This window comes from Rhizobium rhododendri, from assembly GCF_007000325.2.
In the GTDB taxonomy this organism is placed as follows: Bacteria; Pseudomonadota; Alphaproteobacteria; order Rhizobiales; family Rhizobiaceae; genus Rhizobium; species Rhizobium rhododendri.
The window spans coordinates 1,471,683-1,490,380 of the sequence record NZ_CP117267.1 but is presented as its reverse complement, the minus strand read 5'-3'; the positions used below and the strand labels follow the sequence as shown (position 1 = coordinate 1,490,380).

Here is an 18,698-nt window from a genome sequence, read left to right as displayed (position 1 = left end):
GAGGTCCCCGACATGATGAAATCTCCTCCTCATCCCGGAGAATTGTTGCGACAGGATTTCCTTCTGCCATTGGGGCTTCCCGTTACCGAGGCTGCCGAGCGCCTGAAGATTTCACGCGTATCGTTGTCGCGCGTTCTGAATGGCCGAGCAGCCATAAGCCCGGATCTCGCAGTCCGGCTGGAAATGGCCGGCGTCAGCAAGGCGCGCTTCTGGCTGGGGCTTCAATGCAATTACGATCTGGCGCAAGCCTTGAAGCGCGATCATCCAGCGGTGAGGCCATTGGACGACAAGGCCGCATGAGAGGCTGTGGCCCGCACTGAACGGCGCCAGCGTGCGCTTTGCAAATCCCTTGTGGGTTTCCCAAACGCGGCGGCGAACGCCCGGCAATTCTCTGATAGACGGAAGCGCGCCGTTGCTGAACAATGGCAGCTTCACATTTCCTGAGTCTAGACTGAACGAGGTAGTGCATTGCAGGTCGGCATCGACATGGGGACGGCGTCCGGCGGGACCAGCGCCCAGCTCGATATCGAGGAGCTGCTGGCGACGCGCCTGCTGGTGCAGGGCAATTCCGGCTCCGGCAAATCCCATCTTCTGCGGCGCCTGCTGGAGCAATCGGCGCAATGGGTGCAGCAATGCATCATCGATCCCGAGGGTGATTTCGTTACGCTTGCCGACAAGTTCGGCCATGTGATCGTCGATGGCGAGCGTAGCGAGGCGGAACTGACGGGCATTGCGACGCGCATCCGGCAGCACCGGGTCTCCTGCGTCCTGACGCTCGAGGGGCTCGATGTCGAGCAGCAGATGCGCGCCGCCGCCGCCTTTTTGAACGGCATGTTCGATGCCGACCGCGAATACTGGTATCCGGTGCTTGTCGTCGTCGACGAGGCGCAGATGTTCGCGCCCGCCGTTGCCGGCGAAGTCTCGGACGATGCCCGCAAGATGTCGCTCGGCGCGATGACCAACCTGATGTGCCGTGGCCGCAAGCGCGGGCTCGCCGGCGTCATCGCCACGCAGCGGCTGGCAAAGCTTGCCAAGAACGTGGCGGCCGAAGCCTCGAACTTCCTGATGGGCCGCACCTTCCTCGACATCGACATGGCGCGTGCCGCCGACCTGCTCGGCATGGACCGGCGCCAGGCGGAGATGTTCCGCGACCTGCAGCGCGGCCATTTCGTAGCGCTTGGTCCGGCCCTCTCGCGCCGCCCGATGCCGATCACCATCGGTGCCGTGGAAACCTCGGCGCGCTCGTCTAGCCCGAAGCTGATGCCGCTGCCGGATGCGCCGATGGATGTCGAGGACCTGATCTTCACGCCGGATCCGCAGGAATTCCAGCGCGCTGCCGTGCGCCGCACACCGACGCCCAGGCCGACGACGGATATCCTGGCCGAGCTTTCGCGGTTTGTGCCGCCGGCAATGGCGCCGATCGAGGATGCCCGGCCGAAGCAGGCGGATGTGAGCCCCGAGGAGCGGCAGGAGCGGCTGGGCGCCGTACTGGCTGAAATCCTCGACGATCCTGCCTCCGGCTTCCGAACCGATTCAGTGCTCTACCAGGAGTTCCTGGTGCGGGTGCGCATGCGGCGCATTCCAGGGCCGCCGCTGTCGATGCCGGATTTCCGTCACCGGGTGGCGATCTCGCGCTCCGGCGTCGATCCGGTGACTGCCGAGACGGAAAACTGGGCGACGGCGATGACGTTGTCGAAGGGCGTCACCGACGATCTGCAAGGCGTGTTCCTGATGCTCGCAAAGGCTGCCATCTGCGGCGAGCCGTGCCCGTCGGATGCGCGGATCGCGCGCGCCTACGGCACGCACTCCGCCCGACGCGCCAGACGCCTGCTCAGCTATTTCGAGGAACAGGGCAGCGTCGTGGTGCACACCGATTTTTCCGGCAGGCGAGTCGTGGCTTTTCCCGATATCGATTGCCAGACGGCGCCGGGCGACGCCAATGCCGTCGACGATGTCAGCGTGACACAGACGGCAGCCGAGTGATTCAAGGCTAGCTTTGTGGTTGAATGGCTGGCCTGTGCCGGTTTTGCCGGTACAGGCGTTTCCTAGCGGCATCCGTTGTTGACAATTCCATGACTTCTGCCTAAACAGCGCCCAACGCCGGGCAGAAATGTCCGGTGTTTCATTTGACATGTCCCGTGGCTCCTCCGTTCGCGAATGTGAGGAACCTGTCGGAACCCCGAAAACCGGGTTCAGAGGAGGGCGTGTTTCCTTGATCTGGTTTGGCAACAAACCGGTCGAACATCTTGATAGGGAAATACGATGAGCAAGCGCGCATCATCCAAGTATAAAATCGATCGCCGTATGGGCGAGAACATCTGGGGCCGCCCGAAGTCGCCGGTCAACCGTCGCGAATACGGTCCTGGCCAGCACGGTCAGCGCCGCAAGGGTAAGCTTTCGGATTTCGGCGTTCAGCTGCGCGCCAAGCAGAAGCTCAAGGGCTACTACGGCGACCTGCGCGAAAAACAGTTCCGCGCGATCTTCGCCGAAGCCGACCGCCGCAAGGGCGATACGTCTGAAAACCTGATCGGTCTGCTGGAATCGCGTCTGGATGCGATCGTCTATCGCGCCAAGTTCGTTCCAACGGTCTTTGCTGCCCGTCAGTTCGTCAACCACGGCCACGTCACGGTCAACGGCGTCCGCGTCAACATCGGTTCCTACCGTTGCAAGGCCGGCGATGTTATCGAAGTGCGTCAGAAGTCGAAGCAGCTGGTCATCGTTCTCGAAGCCGTTGGCCTCGCTGAGCGCGATGTTCCTGACTACATCGAAGTCGACCACAACAAGATGGTTGCGACTTTCGTCCGCGTGCCGACCCTGACCGACGTTCCTTACGCCGTCGTCATGGAACCGCAGCTGGTCGTCGAATTCTACTCGCGTTAATCGACGCGATTATCATACTATTGGAAAGCCGCTCCTCGGGGCGGCTTTTTTCTATTCGGAGGCGACGATGACCGACGTGCAGGCGATCCTCGACAGCATTCATGCCGACCTGTTGCCACGGCTCGGCGAGGGCAAGGTTGCCGATTATATCCCCGAGCTTGCCAAGGTCGACGTCCGCCAGTTCGGCATGGCGATCACCACCGTCGATGGCCGCGTCTATCGCGTCGGCGATGCCGAAATGTCGTTCTCGATCCAGAGTATCTCGAAAGTCTTCATGCTGACGCTGGCGCTCGGCAAGATCGGCGAGCAGCTGTGGAAACGAGTGGGTCGCGAGCCATCGGGTTCGGCCTTCAATTCCATCGTCCAACTCGAGCAGGAAGCCGGCATTCCGCGCAACCCCTTCATCAATGCCGGCGCCATTGCGGTTACCGATGTCGTTCTCTCCGGCCATGCGCCAAAAGAAGTGATCGGCGAGTTCCTGCGGTTCATGCGGTATCTGGCCGATGACGAATCGATTCTCATCGACGACCGCGTCGCCCGCTCCGAGGCGCAGACCGGTTTTCGAAACTTTGCCCTGACCAATTTCATGCGGGCCTACCACAACATCGAAAATCCCGTCGAGCATGTACTGGGCGTCTATTTTCACCAGTGCGCACTGGCCATGAGTTGCAGCCAGCTGTCGAAGGCGGGGCTCTATCTCGCCGCGCGCGGCAGCAACCCGGTCACCGGCCATTCCGTCGTGTCGCCGAAGCGGGCGCGGCGCATCAATGCGCTGATGCTGATGTGCGGCCATTACGATGGATCCGGTGACTTTGCCTATCACGTCGGCCTGCCCGGCAAGAGCGGCGTCGGCGGCGGTATCCTGGCAATCGCGCCCGGGGTCGCCTCCATCGCCGTCTGGTCGCCGGGGCTGAACAAGGTCGGCAACTCGCAGTTGGGCGCAGTGGCGCTCGAAATGCTGGCGGCGCGTACCGGCTGGTCGGTATTTGGCGATTGAGAGGCGTGTCTTCGGTGGGCCGTTCTGCTATGGCCTGAGGCAAGGGCAGCCGACCCTGGATGGATGGTGATATGAACATAGCGATGCCCGTGGTCGACGAAATCCAAGCCGACATCGAGGATGCCGCCGGCGCGCACCCGCTTTTCGCTGATGCGCCGCGCTCCGTATCCTTCAACAAGCTGCGCAAGCGCCTGTTGCGCCAAGTGCGCCAGGCATTTGACGATTTCGACATGCTGAAGGGTCAGAAGCGCTGGCTGGTTGGTGTCTCCGGTGGCAAGGATTCCTATGGCCTGCTGTCGCTGCTGCTCGACCTGAAATGGCGCGGGCTGCTGCCGGTAGACCTCATCGCCTGCAATCTCGACCAGGGGCAGCCGAATTTTCCCAAGCACGTGCTGCCGGAGTACCTGACGAAGGTCGGCGTGCCGCACCGGATCGAGTATCGGGACACATATTCCATCGTGAAGGAAAAAGTGCCGGCCGGGGGCACATACTGTTCGCTCTGCTCGCGGCTGCGTCGCGGCAATCTCTATCGCATCGCTCGCGAGGAGGGTTGCGAGGCGCTGGTGCTCGGGCATCACCGGGAAGACATCCTCGAAACCTTCTTCATGAACTTCTTTCATGGCGGTCGTCTGGCATCGATGCCGGCAAAGCTGCTCAACGACGAGGGCGACCTGATGGTGCTCCGTCCGCTTGCCTATGCCGCCGAGGACGACCTTGCGAAGTTCGCAGCCGCCATGCAGTTCCCGATCATTCCCTGCGATCTCTGCGGCTCGCAGGATGGCCTGCAGCGCAACGCCATGAAGGATATGCTCGCCGATATCGAACGCCGCATGCCCGGCCGCAAGGACACAATGCTACGCGCCCTGGCGCATGTGAACCCGTCGCATCTGCTCGATCCCGCCCTGTTCGATTTTTCCGGTCTTGCTGTCACAAAACCGTCGTGACATAGCGGTTATGCCGCAGCGCAGCATATTGTGAGGGATCGGGTTTTTATGGCCATTAACGAAAATGACATCGCTTTCCTGGTCGAACAGGTCCGGCAGGCTGGCGAAGCGGAAATCATGCCGCGTTTCCGCAATCTTCAGACCGCCGACATCGCCGAAAAGACATCGTCCATCGACCTCGTGACGCAGGCGGATCTGCTGTCCGAGGAGCGTATCACGAAAGCCCTGCGGCAGCGTTTCCCGCAAGCGCTCATCGTCGGCGAGGAGGCTTACGATACCGATCGCTCGGTGGTGCCTGCCCTGAACCGCGCGGAACTTGCCTTCGTCATAGATCCCGTCGACGGCACTTTCAACTTTGCGGCCGGCCTGCCGATGTTCGGCACCATCCTTGCCGTCGTCGCAAATGGCGAGACCGTGGCGGGCATTATCCATGATCCTGTTCTCGGCGACACCATCACTGCGGTTGCCGGCGGAGGCGCGCACCTGACGCGTAGCAACGGCAGTTCCCAGCGGCTGCGGGTCGCTGCGCCGAAACCCGTTTCTTCCATGACCGGTATCGTCGCCTGGGCGCATATGGGCGAGCCGGAACGTTCGCGAATTGCCAGCAACATGGCCAAGATCCGGATGAGCTTCTACTACAACTGCTCGGCCCATGAGTACTGGATGCTGTCGTCAGGCAAGATCGACTTCGTGGCCCATGAGAAGCTCAATCCCTGGGATCATCTGGCCGGGCTGCTGATCCACCGCGAGGCGGGTGGCTATAGCGCCCGCTTTGACGGCTCGGCCCATCCACCGGGCGAAATGACCGGCGGCATCATTGCCGCTGCCGACCGGGAGAGCTGGGAAGCGGTTCGCCGGGAGATCATCGGTCTCTGACATCAATCGAGGAACACTGCCATGACCGCGACCGTCGACATCACCGTTCTCGCCAACCTGCTGCGAAACGCGGCGCAGGCTGAAATCCTGCCGCGCTTCCGTCGTCTCGGTGCCGGCGATATCCGTATAAAGTCGGAAGCGACCGATCTGGTGACCGAGGCCGACGAGCAGGCCGAGCGGATGATCAAGGCCGAGGTCGAGAGGCTCTGGCCGGAGGCGGTGTTCATCGGCGAGGAATCGGTCGCGGCCGACCCGGATCTTCTCGGCAAGCTTGAGGGCGCGGATCTTGCGATCATCGTCGATCCGGTCGACGGCACATTCAACTTTGCCGCAGGCGTTCCTGCCTTCGGCGTCATGGCGTCGGTGGTCGTTCGAGGTGAAACCATCGCCGGGATCATATTCGATCCGATGGGCGACGACTGGGTGATGGCGGAAAAAGGTAGCGGCGCCTGGCTCCGCAGGCCAGGCGGCGAGGCGGAGCGCCTGTCCGTGGCAGCGCCGGTGCCACTGGAGCAGATGACCGGTTTTGCCTCGACGGGCTTCATCGACAAGAGCAAGCGCGCCGAGGTCATGGGTAATCTCGCTAAGGTGCGCTTTGCTTCCAACTATCGCTGCGCGGCGCATGAATACCGCACCTTTGCCGGCGGCCACGTGCATTACCTGATGTACAACAAGATCCTGCCCTGGGACCATCTGGCCGGCGTGCTGATCAGCGAGGAGGCGGGTGCCTATGCGGCGCGCTTCGATAGATCTCGCTACCTGCCCCACCACTCAGACGGCGGGCTGCTGATCACGCCGGACAAGGCATCCTGGGAGACGCTGCGCCGTGAGGTCTTCACGCTCTGAGGCTGGCGTTTCAGCCGTGCATGGCGCCGGGGTCGAGGACGGGATCGTCGCCGGGGTGGGAAAACAGCTTGCCATTTTCAGCCCATAGGACGGCCGCGATCGTCAGCGCGCCGAAGATTGCAAATCCTGCAAACAGCGGCCGCGTCGTGCTGTCGAACAGCTGGCCGACCGCGCCGCCGACCAGCGCGCCGCCGGTCGTCGAGACGAAGCCGGTGATCGAAGTGGCGGTGCCCGCAAGGTGGCCCATTGGCTCCAGGCAGATGGCGGTGAAATTGGTGGCGATGACGGCGAACATCACCAGCAGCGACGAAATCAGCAGATATGTGACGATGAAGCTCGGTGGCATCGCCAGCGCGAATACAAAACCGCAAGCGGCGATGATCGTGAACAGGATCATGGCCGCGTGGGAGATGCGCCGCATCCCGAAACGGCGGACGAAGAAGCCATTGGCGAAATTGGCGATCGCAATGCCGCCGGCGCTTGCGGCAAAGGCTAATGGCAACCAGTCGCCGAGACCGAAGACTTCACCGAACACCTGCTGCACCGACATCACATAGGCGCAGATGACACCAGTAAACAGCGTCATGCCGAGCATGTAGCCGCAGGTGATGCGGTTGGTGAGCACGGTGCGGAAGCCTGACAGCACGGAGCGCGTCGATAGCGGCAGCCGCTCCGTCAGGGGCAGGGATTCGTTCATCCGGAAAAACGCCCAGACCAGCAACACCGCGCCGGCGCTGCCGAGCAAAATGAAGATCCACGGCCAGGTCGCAACGGTGATGATCAGCTGGCCGAGGGCCGGGGCGACGATGGGGACGATCATGAAGACGATCATCACGAAGGACATGACCCGCGCCATCTCGCGTCCGCCGAAACAATCGCGGACCATTGCCATCGTGGTGATGCGGACGGCGGCGGCACCCACGCCTTGCGCGAAACGTAGCGCGAGGAGGACCGCGAAACTGTCGGTCCAGGCTGCGGCGAACATCGTGATGACGTAGAAGACAAGGCCGCCGAGAAGGATGTTGCGGCGCCCATAGGTGTCTGACAGGCTGCCGAAGACGAGCTGCGCCAGGCCGAAGCCGAAGAAGAACACGCCGATCACCAGCTGGGTGTCGTTGGCGGTGGGCACGCCGAGCGCTGCGCCGATCCTGGGTAGCGCCGGCAGCATGCTGTCGATCGCCAGAGACACGCTGGCGGTCATCAGGGCGATGGTGACGATGAACTCCACCAGTCCCAGACCGATGCGCTCCGATCCTCCCGGCGCCACGTCGTTCGATGTTATCGGCTGGGTCATGTGAGGCCTGTCAGTGGGCGAGGGAGGGATCGTTGACGACGGGTGCGTTGTGCGGCCGGAAAAGCTTGCCGCGCTCGGCATATAGGACGAAACCGAGAGCGATCAGCGACACCGTGAAGTAGCCCACCACCATCGGCGTCGCCGTTCCGTCGAAGGACTGGCCGATGGCCGCGCCGATCAGGGCGCCACCGACGGTGCTCATGAAGCCGAGCACGGACGAGGCGGTCCCGGCGACGTGACCGAGCGGCTCCATGGCCAGCGCGTTGAAGTTCGAGCCGATCAGGCCGAACTGGAACATCACCAGCGCGAAGAAGACGATGAACAGCGGAAATGGCATCGGCGACGCGAAGGACAGCTGTACGACCAGCCAAACGAAGGTAATGACGCTAAAGCCGATCAGCGAGGCGTGCGACAGGCGGCGCATACCGAAGCGCCCGACCAGTTGCGAGTTGGCAAAGGATGCAGACGCCATGAAAAGGGCGACACCCCCAAAGGCCAGTGGTGCGTAGACACCGAGCTTGTAGATGCCGACATAGATCTGCTGGGCGGAGTTGATAAAGCCGAACAGCGCCCCGAATATGAAGGTGCTGGCGAGCGTATAGCAGAGCGCGGTGCGGTTCGAGAGAACGATCGCAAAGCCGGCCAGGATCGATTTTACCGTGAAGGGGCGCACGTCCTCGGCATGCAGCGTGTCCGGCATGCGGAAGTAGACCCAGACCAGCACGCAGGACGCGATGGCGGCGATAAATACGAAGATCATGTGCCAGCTGGCAAAAAGCATAATGATCTGGCCAGATCCCGGCGCAATTACCGGCACGATCATGAATACCATCATGATCAGCGACATGACCTCGGCCATCTGCCTGCCGCCATAGATGTCGCGGACGATGGAAATGGTGATGACGCGCGTGGCGGCAGCTCCCAGCCCCTGGACGAAACGCAGTGCCAGCAGGCCGAAGAACGAGGGAATGAAGGCAATGCCGAGCGACGACAGGATGTAGATGACCACGCCGGCAATCAACGGCACGCGCCGTCCGAAGCGGTCCGAAAGCGGACCGTATACAAGCTGTGCGCCGCCAAAGCCCATGAGATAGGCCGAGACGATGTATTGCCGATGATTTTCATTTTCGACGCCGAGGCTGGCGCCGATCTGCTGCAGCGCCGGCAGCATGATGTCGATCGCAAGCGCGTTTAGAGCCATTAGCAGTGCAGCCAGCGCGATGAATTCGCGTTTGCCCATCGGCACGCGGCCAGCGGACATGGCTTCGGAGGAGTTTGCCACGGATTTCATTCCCATAGACGAGCTGAGGCGCTGCCTATGAGGCAGCGCCTAGCAGATGGACTGGACAATGGAAACCGGGCGGGTGCCCGGTGCCCGATCAGGCAACGCGGACGGGGACGCCGTGTTCCTGGAAATGCTGCTGGAGTTCGCCGGCCTGGAACATCTCGGTGATGATGTCGCAGCCGCCGATGAACTCACCCTTGACGTAGAGCTGGGGGATAGTCGGCCAGTTCGAATAGTCCTTGATGCCCTGACGGATTTCAGCGTCGGCAAGGACATTGACGCCCTTGTAGTCGACACCGATGTAATCAAGGATCTGCACGACTTTTCCGGAGAAGCCACACTGCGGAAACTGCGGTGTGCCCTTCATGAACAGAACGACGTCGCTGCTCTTCACTTCATTGTCGATCAATTCGTTGATGCCGCTCATCAGATTATCCTTTCACATGCGGGTTCAAGGCCCGCATCGTCGATTGTTCGTCTTACATAGCATGTGGTCGCTCAAATTCCAGCCGCAATAGTGCGGCATTGCCTTTTTTAGCGGCTGATGGGCGAGGCGGGGTTGGACCAAATGATACCTGCCGAAACATCGCGGCTATGAATATCGAGCGACTTCGTCTAGCAAACCACCTTGCCATGCAGTGTGTCTTTCCAGTCCTGCCGGGCCTCCTGATAACTTGTGTTCGTCGCGGCTCTCGCGACATTGATGGACGTCGATGACAAAGGTTCAGAAGCGGGTCGTCCTGCATTTTCCGGGTTTCGAGCCGCTCGACGCTGCGGCCCACAGGGCGCGTTACGCACGTTCGGCAAAGCAGAGCGCCGAGGTTTGGGGCTACGATGCCGCTATCGGCGATTTCAAGCGCACTGGCGCCACCTCGTATTTCGATGTTAGTGCCAGTGCCAGTGACTGGCAGACCAAAAGCCGCGTGCATATTTTCGATCACAATGATCTCGTATCGGGTCTCAACAGCCGCAACCTCCTCACCCGCCTCGGCTTCGGGTATCTCGCAGCGCTCCGCGTCGTCGTCGGCGGCGGAATGGGCGGCTACTTCCGCCATGCATGGCGCTTCGGATTGTTCTTCGTCTTTCCATTCCTGCTGGTGATGGCGGCATTTGCCGCAGGCATGCTGATAGCCGCTGTGCCCTATTATCTGGGGCTTGGTGCCTGGAGCCTGCTTTTCAGTATGCCGCTTGCTGCAGTGCTCTTTTGGTATGTGTTTCTACCTCGCAGAGACAGGCTGCATACGTTGCATCTGTTTTCGGACTGGGAGATGGCTGTGGCGATGGCGGGGCTGCGTGGCCTCGATGCGCAAGCCTGGCTGGAGCGCTGCGCCGTCGTGGTTCGCGAGGCACTGCGCGAGCCTGCCGATGAGTATGTGATCTCGTCGCACAGCATGGGCTCGACCGTGGCAGCCCATGTGATCGGCCTTCTGCTCGAGCGGGAGCCTGCGTTATTCGAAGGCAAGCGGGTAGTTTTCCTCACGCTTGGAAGCGCGATCCTGCAATGCGCTTTGTTCCGCTCGGCGAAGGTTCTGCGCGCGCGGGTAGGGCTGATTGCGGATTGTCCGGCGATCTCGTTGATCGAGGTCCATTGCCTGACCGACGCCATCCATTTCTACAAGACAAAGGTCGTGGCGCTTTGCGGTCATCCGGAAAAAAGGCAGGGGGATATTATCTTCGTGCGCTTCAAGACCATGCTGAGCGACGTCCACTACCGGAAGATCAAGCGCGATTTCCTGCGCGTTCACCGTCAATACGTGCTGGGGCCGGATCTGAAGGCGCCCTTCGATTTTACGCTGATGACGGCTGGCCCGCTGCCGGCGTCAGATTTCACGCAGTTCACCCAGAAGAAACTGCCGGTCCTCTAGGAACCGGCAATCCTTGTTACTCCGGTATGGACGTCTGCAGCGCCAGGGCGTGCAGTACGCCGCCCATGTTTCCCTGCAGGGCGTCATAGACCATCTTGTGCTGCTGCACGCGTGTCTTGCCGCGGAATGCCTCGGAGACCACCTCAGCCGCATAGTGATCGCCGTCGCCGGCAAGGTCGCGGATCGTTACTGTGGCGCCGGGAATGCCGGCCTTGATCATGTCTTCGATATCGCCGGGTTTCATGGCCATCGTCGTCTACTCCCCTTATTCGGCAGCGGCCAAGGCGCTGCCGTCCATGAAGGCAGGAAACCACGATTCATGGGCATGACGCAACCGGTCGACGGGAACCGACAGAAGCGTGTCGATCACCAGCGCATTGCCACCAACCTTGCCGAGACGACGGAAAGGCACGCCGGCATTTTCGGCATTGATGCAGACGAAGTCGGCGATCTCAGGCTTTACCGCGATGACGTAGCGGGCCTGGTCCTCGCCGAAAAGCAGCGCATGCGGCTGGCCGCGGCATTCACCGAGCGTGATCTCCATGCCCTTGTCCGAGGCCATCGCCATTTCTGCAAGCGTCAACACGAGGCCGCCGGAGGAAATGTCGTGGCAGGCGGTGACCTGATCGTTGCGGATGGCAGAGCGGACGAAATCGCCGTTGCGGCGTTCGGCAAACAGATCGACCTCGGGCGCGGGGCCGCTGGTGTCGCCGAGAATGTCGCGCATGTAGATCGTCGAGCCGAGATGGCTGCCATCGACGCCGATCATCAGGATATGGTCGCCTTCAGAGGCGCCGCCGATGCGGGCCATCTTGCTCCAGTCAGGCAGCAAGCCAACGCCGGCAATGGTCGGGGTCGGCAGGATGGCGACGCCGTTGGTCTCGTTGTAGAGCGAGACGTTGCCGGAGACGATCGGGAAATCGAGGGCGCGGCAGGCTTCGCCGATGCCCCTGATGGCGCCGACCAGCTGGCCCATGATCTCCGGCTTTTCCGGATTGCCGAAATTGAGGTTGTCGGTCGAGGCCAGCGGCTCGGCACCCGTGGCCGTGATGTTGCGCCAGCATTCGGCAACGGCCTGCTTGCCGCCTTCGAACGGGTCGGCCTCGACATAGCGAGGCGTCACGTCGGAGGAGAAGGCCAGCGCCTTGGTCGGATGGCCGTCGACGCGCACGACGCCGGCGTCGCCACCGGGAAGCTGCAGGGAATTGCCCTGGATCAGCGTATCGTACTGCTCGTAGACCCAGCGGCGGCTCGACTGGTTGGCGGAGCCTACCAGCGACAGCAGCGCCTGGCCGTAGTCGTCCGGGGCTGCGACGAGATTGGCGGGCAGGGCGGCCCGCTTGTCCGACTCGCGCCATGGGCGGTCATATTCCGGTGCCTGGTCGCCGAGATCCTTGATCGGCAGGTTGGCCACTTCGTCGCCCTGATGCAGCACACGGAAGCGCAGGTCGTCCGTGGTCTTGCCGACGATGGCAAAGTCGAGGCCCCATTTGACGAAGATCGCCTTGGCTTCGTCTTCCTTTTCCGGCTGCAGCACCATGAGCATGCGCTCCTGGCTTTCCGACAGCATCATTTCATAGGCCGTCATGCGCTCCTCGCGCACCGGCACCAGGTCGAGATTGAGTTCGATGCCGAGGTCGCCCTTGGCGCCCATTTCGACGGCGGAGCAGGTGAGGCCGGCAGCGCCCATGTCCTGGATGGCGATGACGGCACCGGTCAGCATCAGCTCGAGGCAGGCTTCCAGCAGGCACTTTTCGGTAAAGGGGTCGCCAACCTGCACGGTCGGGCGTTTTTCCTCGATCTGCTCATCGAATTCCGCTGAGGCCATGGTCGCGCCGCCAACGCCGTCGCGGCCGGTCTTGGCACCGAGGTAGACGACGGGCAGGCCGACGCCCTTGGCTTCCGACAGGAAGATGGCATTCGACTTGGCAAGGCCGGCCGCAAAGGCGTTGACCAGGATGTTGCCATTGTAGCGTGCGTCGAATTCGACTTCTCCGCCGACCGTCGGAACACCGAAGGCATTTCCGTATCCGCCGACCCCGGCTACGACGCCGGAGACGAGATGGCGTGTCTTGGCGTGATCGGGGGAGCCGAAGCGCAGGGCATTCATCGCCGCAATCGGGCGGGCACCCATGGTGAAGACGTCGCGCAGGATGCCGCCGACGCCCGTCGCCGCGCCCTGGTAGGGCTCGATGTAGGACGGATGGTTGTGGCTCTCCATCTTGAAGACGACGCAGTCGCCGTCATCGATATCGACAACACCGGCATTTTCACCGGGCCCCTGAATGACGCGGGCGCCTGTCGTCGGCAGTGTACGCAGCCATTTCTTCGAGGACTTGTAGGAGCAGTGCTCGTTCCACATCGCCGAAAAGATGCCGAGCTCGGTGTAGCTGGGTTCCCGACCGATCAGATCCAGAATGCGCTGATATTCATCCGGCTTGAGGCCGTGGGCGGCGATGAGTTCTGGGGTAATCTGAATGGTATTGGAAAGAGTCATGAGCGCTGGAGAGTCCTGACCTGAAGGGGATTTAAGGTCTCTTTAGCGCATGTGGTCTGATCGTGCGATAGGAAAATGGCCACTCAACGCGGCCATCACACAGGAAAGCGCAAGGTCGCTATCAGAACTTGTAGCCGACCAGCAGCCCGGCGCGGGTCATGCCGGCATTAGGGCCATTGCAGAGATCGGCGTGCGAGGAGTGTGCAACCTGCGCCATCAGGCTCCAGTGGCTGTCGAAATTATAGCCTGCGCCGAGATATTCATGAAACAGTAGATGACAGCCGAGCTTGGGGCCATCGTTCTCGGCCGTCAGGTTGCCGTTGTGAATGACACCGCCGAAGCCGGCTTCCGTAAAAATGCCGCTCGAATAGGTCATCGTCCAGGTCAGGCCGCTGTAGAGCTGGTCAGCCGATCCGCCGGTGCCGATGGATGTGCCGATATGGATGCGGGGGTGGGTGATCTGGTCCTTCCAGTCGCCGGCCGGATTGTACCCGAACGGATTGAAGAGCACCTGGACATCCGGAAAGACGCCGTTTTCGTGATCGTGTCCGGTCTGGATCGAAGCGCTTGCGCCGAAGCGCAGTTCGTCGAAGATCCTGGTAGTATCGGCAGGGGCCTGGCTCATGTCCGCTGCAGTGACGGAGGACCCGGAAGCGACGGACGCTAACGCCGCACTGATGAAGGCCAGGCGACGTAAGGTACCATTCAGGCGCATCAGAACCTCCAACAACCACGTGCACGAATCGGTGCAGCAACCAATTCGTAGCACCGGCTCATGTTGCGTAAAGCAGTCGCGGTAGGGCGTTCACGCTTTCCGGGAGGCTGACACCAAAATGCCACAGTTGCTTTAGCTATCGCTATCGTAACCCGCAGAGCCGTTTTCGAGTAGCCGGCGCAAGGTCATGAAGGCCGATTGCACGACGCTGCGGTCCTGGGGAGATGAAAAGGCAATGCGAACCCGGTGATAGACTTTTTCCGTCCGGGCTGCCTTGAACTCGTCCTCGTCGTCGATCAGCACGCCTTCCGCCAGCGCCGCGTTCTTGAACGTTCCCGACAGCCACGGCTCCGGCAGTTTCAACCACAGGAATGGAATATGCGGCTCGGATGAGAATTCGAAGCCGGCAAAGGCTTCCCGCGCCATCGCCTCGCGCGTCGCTATCTCTGCCACCGTGCGGGTTCGAAGCGACAGGGCGTGACCGCTGTGGACGAGACGCGCGCCAGTCTCTGCAAGGATGAACGGCAGTCCTCCGGTCGACATCTTGTGCGTCACCTTCACGCGCTGGGCAAAGTGTGGCGGGCAGGCGACCCAGCCGCCGCGCACGCCCGCCGTCACCGACTTCGACAGTCCACTGACCAGGAATGTGCGTTCCGGCGCAATGCTTGCCATCAGCGGCGTCTGGTCTCCGGTCATCCCGCCATAGATGTCGTCCTCGATCAGCCAGACGCTGTGCCGTCGGGCAATTGCGGCGATGGCACGGCGGCGTGCTTCCGGCATCGTCGTCAGCGTCGGGTTATGGGCGGTTGGCATCAGGAAGGCGAGGCGTGGATGCTGTTGCTGGCAGAGGCGCTCGAAATCATCAGGAATGATGCCCTGCTCATCAGATTCTACGAGGATCGCGCGGCGCCCGAGCAGCCGGGTGGCGCGGCTGACCTGAGTATAGGTGAGGTTCTCGAAGACGATCTTGTCCCCCGGCGAAGTGACTGCCGCAATGACCGCGATTGCTGCGGCATGGGCGCCAAGCGTCGGAACGACATTTTCGACCGCCGGCCGCCAGTCGTTTCGAGAAAGCCAGGCTTGCCCGGCAACCGACCAACTGGCGGGGAACGTGCGGGAGTATGACGAGATCTCCATGCTCTTTTCGCGGCTGATATCGGCAAACAGGCGGCCGATGATCTCGCCCTGTCCGATATCGGGAGCTGCCGTCGTATCCAAGCGAACCGTGGCCAATGGCGCCTCCATGCCGCGCGTGCCGGACAGGGCCTGCGTGATGGGATCCATCTGGGTGATCGGCTTGCTGTGCTCGCGGTCAAGCACGTATGTGCCGCGCCCGACCTCGCCGGCAACCAATCCTCGTTCGTGCACTAGGGCGTAGGCGCGACTGATGGTGCCGATGGTCACGCCGATGTCGAAGGCCAGATTGCGTTGCGGCGGCAGCTTTGCGCCCGGCGGCAATATGCCGTGGCTGATCGCGGTTTCAATGCTGTCGGCGACCCGCACGTAAACCGGACCCGTACCACTGGAAATGTCTGGAAGCCAATTTGTCATGGTGACAATCGTGCCATTGTACCCGTTCAAAGTCAAGATTACGACCGGCGTCTGGGCGAAAATGCAAACGGCAGATTTTTCTCGACAGTAAGGTGGATGCGATGGGTACAATCGATACAATTAGGGAAGCGCGGGGTGCAATCTATAGCGACGCACCGCAGCGGCGTCTTCGTCCCACGGCTTTTGCTGCCGGCATCATAGAGCGGATGGCGGTGTGGTCCGAAAAGAAGCGTAGCCGCCGGGCGCTGCGTGCGCTTTCCATGGATCAGTTGCGCGACATAGGCCTCACTCCCGCAGAGGTCCGGCGGGAGGTCGCGAAGTCATTTTTCTGGGAGTAGCCGGCTTCTGATTTTTAGCAGCCCTTGGTGCCGCCGGCCCAGCGGTTGATGTCTGAGGTGATGCGAGCCGAGTTTGGACCGTTCATCAGCGGTCCGAAGGCAGCAAGCTTCGCCGGGTTGCCTTCTGCCTGGACGACGAGCAAGGGGCGGCCGGTCGGCTGGCTGCGCTCAACAACGAGGAAACGCGGCCGACCGGTGAAGGAATTCAGCTCCGGGGCCATCGTGTAGCGCGCGAAGGCGGGGTCGGATGACTTGAACCAGCAGCCGTGGGCGGCAACCGCAACACGCTCCATCGTCGACAGCGCTGTGCGGGGCTGGGTCAGCGTGACCTCAGGGCGGCGCTTGGATTGGCATGAAGCGGCAAAGACTGCCAAGGCGGAGAGGGCGGCGGCTGTCAGAATTCCGTTGGTAGAAATGCGCATCAATCTGTCTTTCAATCTGTCGGGCCGAACTCGCGTCGCCAATTCACGAGCCAATAAGCTGCCTTTGCGGCGCATTCAGGGAGAACGCGCCGGTCAATGGCAGAATGTCAGGAATGTCTCAGGCCGCGACAATGTCGAGTGCGGAGGCGAATAGGCCACGCCCGTCCGAGCCGCCATGAGCGGCCTCGATCAGGTTTTCCGGGTGCGGCATCATGCCCAGCACATTGCCCTTGGCGTTGATGATGCCGGCAATATGGTTCATCGAGCCGTTGGGATTGCCGTCTTCGAGGTAGCGGAAAACAACCTGGCCGTTGCCCTCGATGGAAGCCAGCGTTTCGGCATCCGCGAAGTAATTGCCGTCATGATGGGCGATCGGACAACGGATCACCTGGCCCTTTTCATAGGCGCGCGTGAAGTCTGTGTCCGCATTGACGACTTCGAGCTTGATTTCCTTGCAGACGAACTTCAGCGAGGCGTTGCGCATTAGCGCGCCGGGCAGCATGCCGGCCTCGACGAGGATCTGGAAACCGTTGCAGACGCCGAGAACCTTGACGCCCTGTTCGGCCTTTTCCTTGATTGCCCGCATGACTGGCATGCGCGCTGCAATGGCGCCGCAGCGAAGGTAGTCGCCGTAGGAAAAGCCACCGGGAATGACGATGAGGTCGACATCCGGGATTTCCGTCTCCGTCTGCCAGACGGTGATTGGCGCAACGCCGGAGATTTTTGTCAAGGCAGCGATCATATCACGATCGCGGTTTAGGCCTGGAAGCTGAACGACTGCTGATTTCATGGGTGCGGTTCAAACCTAGCTTGTGCTTCTGCAAGTTCACGAAGTTCGAGGCGATTTTCGATGCGCTCGAGACGAATGTCTATGTGACCAACGGTATTACGCAGATTATTGAAGTCGCCCTGCAACAAGTGGAACTGTCCGCGCAAGCTGGACATCTCCTGTCGCAGGTCACGCTGGCCCTCCTTGAGGCCTGCAACGTCCCCCTGGATTCGCTTCATCAGCTCGTACATCAGTTCCTGCGTTGCCTCAGTCATTGGACCTTGTCCACAACCCTCAGTCGAGAGCTATAGTATAGTTCTCGATGACCGTGTTTGCGAGGAGTTTTTCACACATGGACTTGAGGTCAGCCTCGGCGCGGACCTTGTCGGTACCGTCGAGGACGACGTCGAAAACCTTGCCCTGACGGACATGGTCCACGCCTTCGAAACCGAGAGCGCCGAGCGCGCCTTCGATTGCCTTGCCCTGGGGGTCGAGAACGCCGTTCTTCAGCGTGACGGTGACGCGAGCCTTGATCACTGGTGTCTTCCTGCCTTTTTACTTGACGAGAACCGGTCCCGTGCCGCGCACGGGCTCATTTTCATTGATGATGCCGAGACGACGGGCGACCTCGGAATAGGCTTCCAGCAGTCCGCCCATATCGCGGCGAAAGCGGTCCTTGTCCATCTTCTCATGGGTTTCGACGTCCCAGAGACGGCAGGAATCCGGCGAGATCTCATCGGCGAGGATGATGCGCATCATGTCGCCTTCGAATAGGCGGCCGCATTCGATCTTGAAGTCGACGAGCTGGATGCCGACGCCGAGAAACAGGCCCGTCATGAAATCGTTGACGCGGATGGCCAACGCCATGATGTCGTCGAGTTCGGCCGGGTTGGCCCAGCCGAAGGCCGTGATGTGCTCTTCCGACACCATGGGGTCGTTGAGGGCATCGGACTTATAATAGAATTCGATGATCGAGCGCGGCAGGACGACACCTTCCTCGATGCCGAGACGCGTTGCCAGCGATCCGGCGGCAACGTTGCGCACGACGATCTCCAGCGGGATCATCTCGACTTCCTTGATCAGCTGCTCGCGCATGTTGAGGCGGCGGATGAAATGGGTCGGGATGCCGATCTTGTTCAGATGGTTGAAGATGTACTCGCAGATGCGGTTGTTGAGTACACCCTTGCCGTCGATGACTTCATGCTTTTTCTTGTTGAAGGCGGTCGCGTCATCCTTGAAGAACTGGATCAGCGTGCCAGGCTCGGGTCCTTCATAAAGGATCTTTGCCTTGCCTTCGTAGATACGGCGGCGACGGTTCATCTTGTAATTCTCTGTCGTTGGCGCCCTTGGGATGGCGCGTAGGGATCAATCTCTGGGCGTCCCCATAAAGGAAAAGAAGCAAATTCACAATGCGCCTGC

At 61.3% G+C, this 18,698-nt stretch carries 21 protein-coding genes; 9 read left to right on the top strand and 12 right to left on the bottom strand.

Going from position 1 to position 18,698, the window contains the following annotated elements; genetic code table 11:
* Positions 1 to 12: 12 nt before the first annotated feature.
* The 7 genes from PR018_RS07410 to PR018_RS07380 all read left to right on the top strand — a co-directional run bounded on the left by PR018_RS07410 (position 13) and on the right by PR018_RS07380 (position 6,543).
* On the top strand, positions 13 to 300 hold the full coding sequence (locus tag PR018_RS07410) for a HigA family addiction module antitoxin (RefSeq protein WP_142822850.1): 288 nt from the start codon (positions 13 to 15) through the stop codon (positions 298 to 300).
* 168 nt (positions 301 to 468) lie between these two features.
* On the top strand, positions 469 to 1,983 hold the full coding sequence (locus PR018_RS07405; protein WP_142822848.1) for a helicase HerA domain-containing protein: 1,515 nt from the start codon (positions 469 to 471) through the stop codon (positions 1,981 to 1,983).
* Positions 1,984 to 2,262: 279 nt separating this feature from the next.
* A complete protein-coding gene (gene rpsD, locus PR018_RS07400; RefSeq protein ID WP_111221875.1) occupies positions 2,263 to 2,880 on the top strand; it encodes a 30S ribosomal protein S4 in 618 nt (205 codons plus the stop codon).
* Positions 2,881 to 2,947: 67 nt separating this feature from the next.
* Complete coding sequence (locus PR018_RS07395; RefSeq protein WP_142822846.1) at positions 2,948 to 3,877, top strand: glutaminase; 930 nt, start codon at positions 2,948 to 2,950, stop codon at positions 3,875 to 3,877.
* Positions 3,878 to 3,948: 71 nt separating this feature from the next.
* Positions 3,949 to 4,821 (top strand): tRNA 2-thiocytidine(32) synthetase TtcA, encoded by an 873-nt coding sequence (ttcA, locus tag PR018_RS07390; protein ID WP_142822845.1) that lies wholly within the window; start codon positions 3,949 to 3,951, stop codon positions 4,819 to 4,821.
* A 48-nt stretch (positions 4,822 to 4,869) separates the two neighbouring features.
* Positions 4,870 to 5,697, top strand: coding sequence for an inositol monophosphatase family protein (locus PR018_RS07385; protein WP_142822843.1), 828 nt, complete (start codon positions 4,870 to 4,872; stop codon positions 5,695 to 5,697).
* Between the two features lie 21 nt (positions 5,698 to 5,718).
* Entirely contained in the window at positions 5,719 to 6,543 is an 825-nt protein-coding gene (locus PR018_RS07380; protein ID WP_142822842.1) for an inositol monophosphatase family protein, read from the top strand.
* A gap of 10 nt (positions 6,544 to 6,553) precedes the next feature.
* Here the strand turns inward: PR018_RS07380 and PR018_RS07375 are convergent, their stop codons facing one another.
* The 3 genes from PR018_RS07375 to grxD all read right to left on the bottom strand — a co-directional run bounded on the left by PR018_RS07375 (position 6,554) and on the right by grxD (position 9,549).
* Positions 6,554 to 7,837 carry a multidrug effflux MFS transporter gene (locus PR018_RS07375; protein ID WP_142822840.1) on the bottom strand — a complete coding sequence of 428 codons (1,284 nt, stop codon included), beginning with the start codon at positions 7,835 to 7,837 and terminating at the stop codon, positions 6,554 to 6,556.
* 10 nt (positions 7,838 to 7,847) lie between these two features.
* Positions 7,848 to 9,077, bottom strand: coding sequence for a multidrug effflux MFS transporter (locus PR018_RS07370; protein WP_142823588.1), 1,230 nt, complete (start codon positions 9,075 to 9,077; stop codon positions 7,848 to 7,850).
* 139 nt (positions 9,078 to 9,216) lie between these two features.
* On the bottom strand, positions 9,217 to 9,549 hold the full coding sequence (grxD, locus tag PR018_RS07365) for a Grx4 family monothiol glutaredoxin (RefSeq protein ID WP_142822838.1): 333 nt from the start codon (positions 9,547 to 9,549) through the stop codon (positions 9,217 to 9,219).
* A gap of 286 nt (positions 9,550 to 9,835) precedes the next feature.
* On the opposite strand from grxD, the gene PR018_RS07360 reads away from it, so the two are divergent.
* Positions 9,836 to 10,987: a hypothetical protein gene (locus tag PR018_RS07360; RefSeq protein ID WP_142822837.1), complete on the top strand. Its 1,152-nt coding sequence runs from the start codon at positions 9,836 to 9,838 to the stop codon at positions 10,985 to 10,987.
* A 16-nt stretch (positions 10,988 to 11,003) separates the two neighbouring features.
* Here PR018_RS07360 and PR018_RS07355 read toward each other — a convergent pair whose 3' ends face one another.
* From PR018_RS07355 to PR018_RS07340, 4 genes are all read right to left on the bottom strand, one after another.
* Positions 11,004 to 11,237: a BolA/IbaG family iron-sulfur metabolism protein gene (locus PR018_RS07355; RefSeq protein WP_142822835.1), complete on the bottom strand. Its 234-nt coding sequence runs from the start codon at positions 11,235 to 11,237 to the stop codon at positions 11,004 to 11,006.
* A 15-nt stretch (positions 11,238 to 11,252) separates the two neighbouring features.
* Positions 11,253 to 13,484, bottom strand: a complete 2,232-nt coding sequence (gene purL / locus PR018_RS07350) for a phosphoribosylformylglycinamidine synthase subunit PurL (protein WP_142822834.1) — start codon at positions 13,482 to 13,484, stop codon at positions 11,253 to 11,255.
* A gap of 121 nt (positions 13,485 to 13,605) precedes the next feature.
* Positions 13,606 to 14,199, bottom strand: a complete 594-nt coding sequence (locus PR018_RS07345) for an acyloxyacyl hydrolase (RefSeq protein WP_142822832.1) — start codon at positions 14,197 to 14,199, stop codon at positions 13,606 to 13,608.
* 132 nt (positions 14,200 to 14,331) lie between these two features.
* Positions 14,332 to 15,750 carry an aminotransferase-like domain-containing protein gene (locus PR018_RS07340; protein WP_142822830.1) on the bottom strand — a complete coding sequence of 473 codons (1,419 nt, stop codon included), beginning with the start codon at positions 15,748 to 15,750 and terminating at the stop codon, positions 14,332 to 14,334.
* Between the two features lie 101 nt (positions 15,751 to 15,851).
* On the opposite strand from PR018_RS07340, the gene PR018_RS07335 reads away from it, so the two are divergent.
* The gene (locus PR018_RS07335; RefSeq protein ID WP_142822828.1) at positions 15,852 to 16,088 is read left to right on the top strand and encodes a DUF1127 domain-containing protein; all 237 of its coding nucleotides are present in this window, start codon (positions 15,852 to 15,854) and stop codon (positions 16,086 to 16,088) included.
* A gap of 14 nt (positions 16,089 to 16,102) precedes the next feature.
* Here the strand turns inward: PR018_RS07335 and PR018_RS07330 are convergent, their stop codons facing one another.
* The 5 genes from PR018_RS07330 to purC form a co-directional block, all read right to left on the bottom strand.
* Positions 16,103 to 16,510, bottom strand: coding sequence for a hypothetical protein (locus PR018_RS07330; protein ID WP_142829154.1), 408 nt, complete (start codon positions 16,508 to 16,510; stop codon positions 16,103 to 16,105).
* 118 nt (positions 16,511 to 16,628) lie between these two features.
* Positions 16,629 to 17,300, bottom strand: coding sequence for a phosphoribosylformylglycinamidine synthase subunit PurQ (gene purQ / locus PR018_RS07325; RefSeq protein WP_142822825.1), 672 nt, complete (start codon positions 17,298 to 17,300; stop codon positions 16,629 to 16,631).
* On the bottom strand, positions 17,297 to 17,554 hold the full coding sequence (locus PR018_RS07320) for a hypothetical protein (protein ID WP_142822823.1): 258 nt from the start codon (positions 17,552 to 17,554) through the stop codon (positions 17,297 to 17,299). The genes purQ and PR018_RS07320 overlap by 4 nt, the downstream gene beginning before the upstream one ends.
* Positions 17,555 to 17,573: 19 nt before the next feature.
* Positions 17,574 to 17,816 carry a phosphoribosylformylglycinamidine synthase subunit PurS gene (purS, locus tag PR018_RS07315; protein WP_142822821.1) on the bottom strand — a complete coding sequence of 81 codons (243 nt, stop codon included), beginning with the start codon at positions 17,814 to 17,816 and terminating at the stop codon, positions 17,574 to 17,576.
* An 18-nt stretch (positions 17,817 to 17,834) separates the two neighbouring features.
* On the bottom strand, positions 17,835 to 18,599 hold the full coding sequence (gene purC / locus PR018_RS07310) for a phosphoribosylaminoimidazolesuccinocarboxamide synthase (RefSeq protein WP_111221888.1): 765 nt from the start codon (positions 18,597 to 18,599) through the stop codon (positions 17,835 to 17,837).
* Positions 18,600 to 18,698 lie beyond the last annotated feature (99 nt).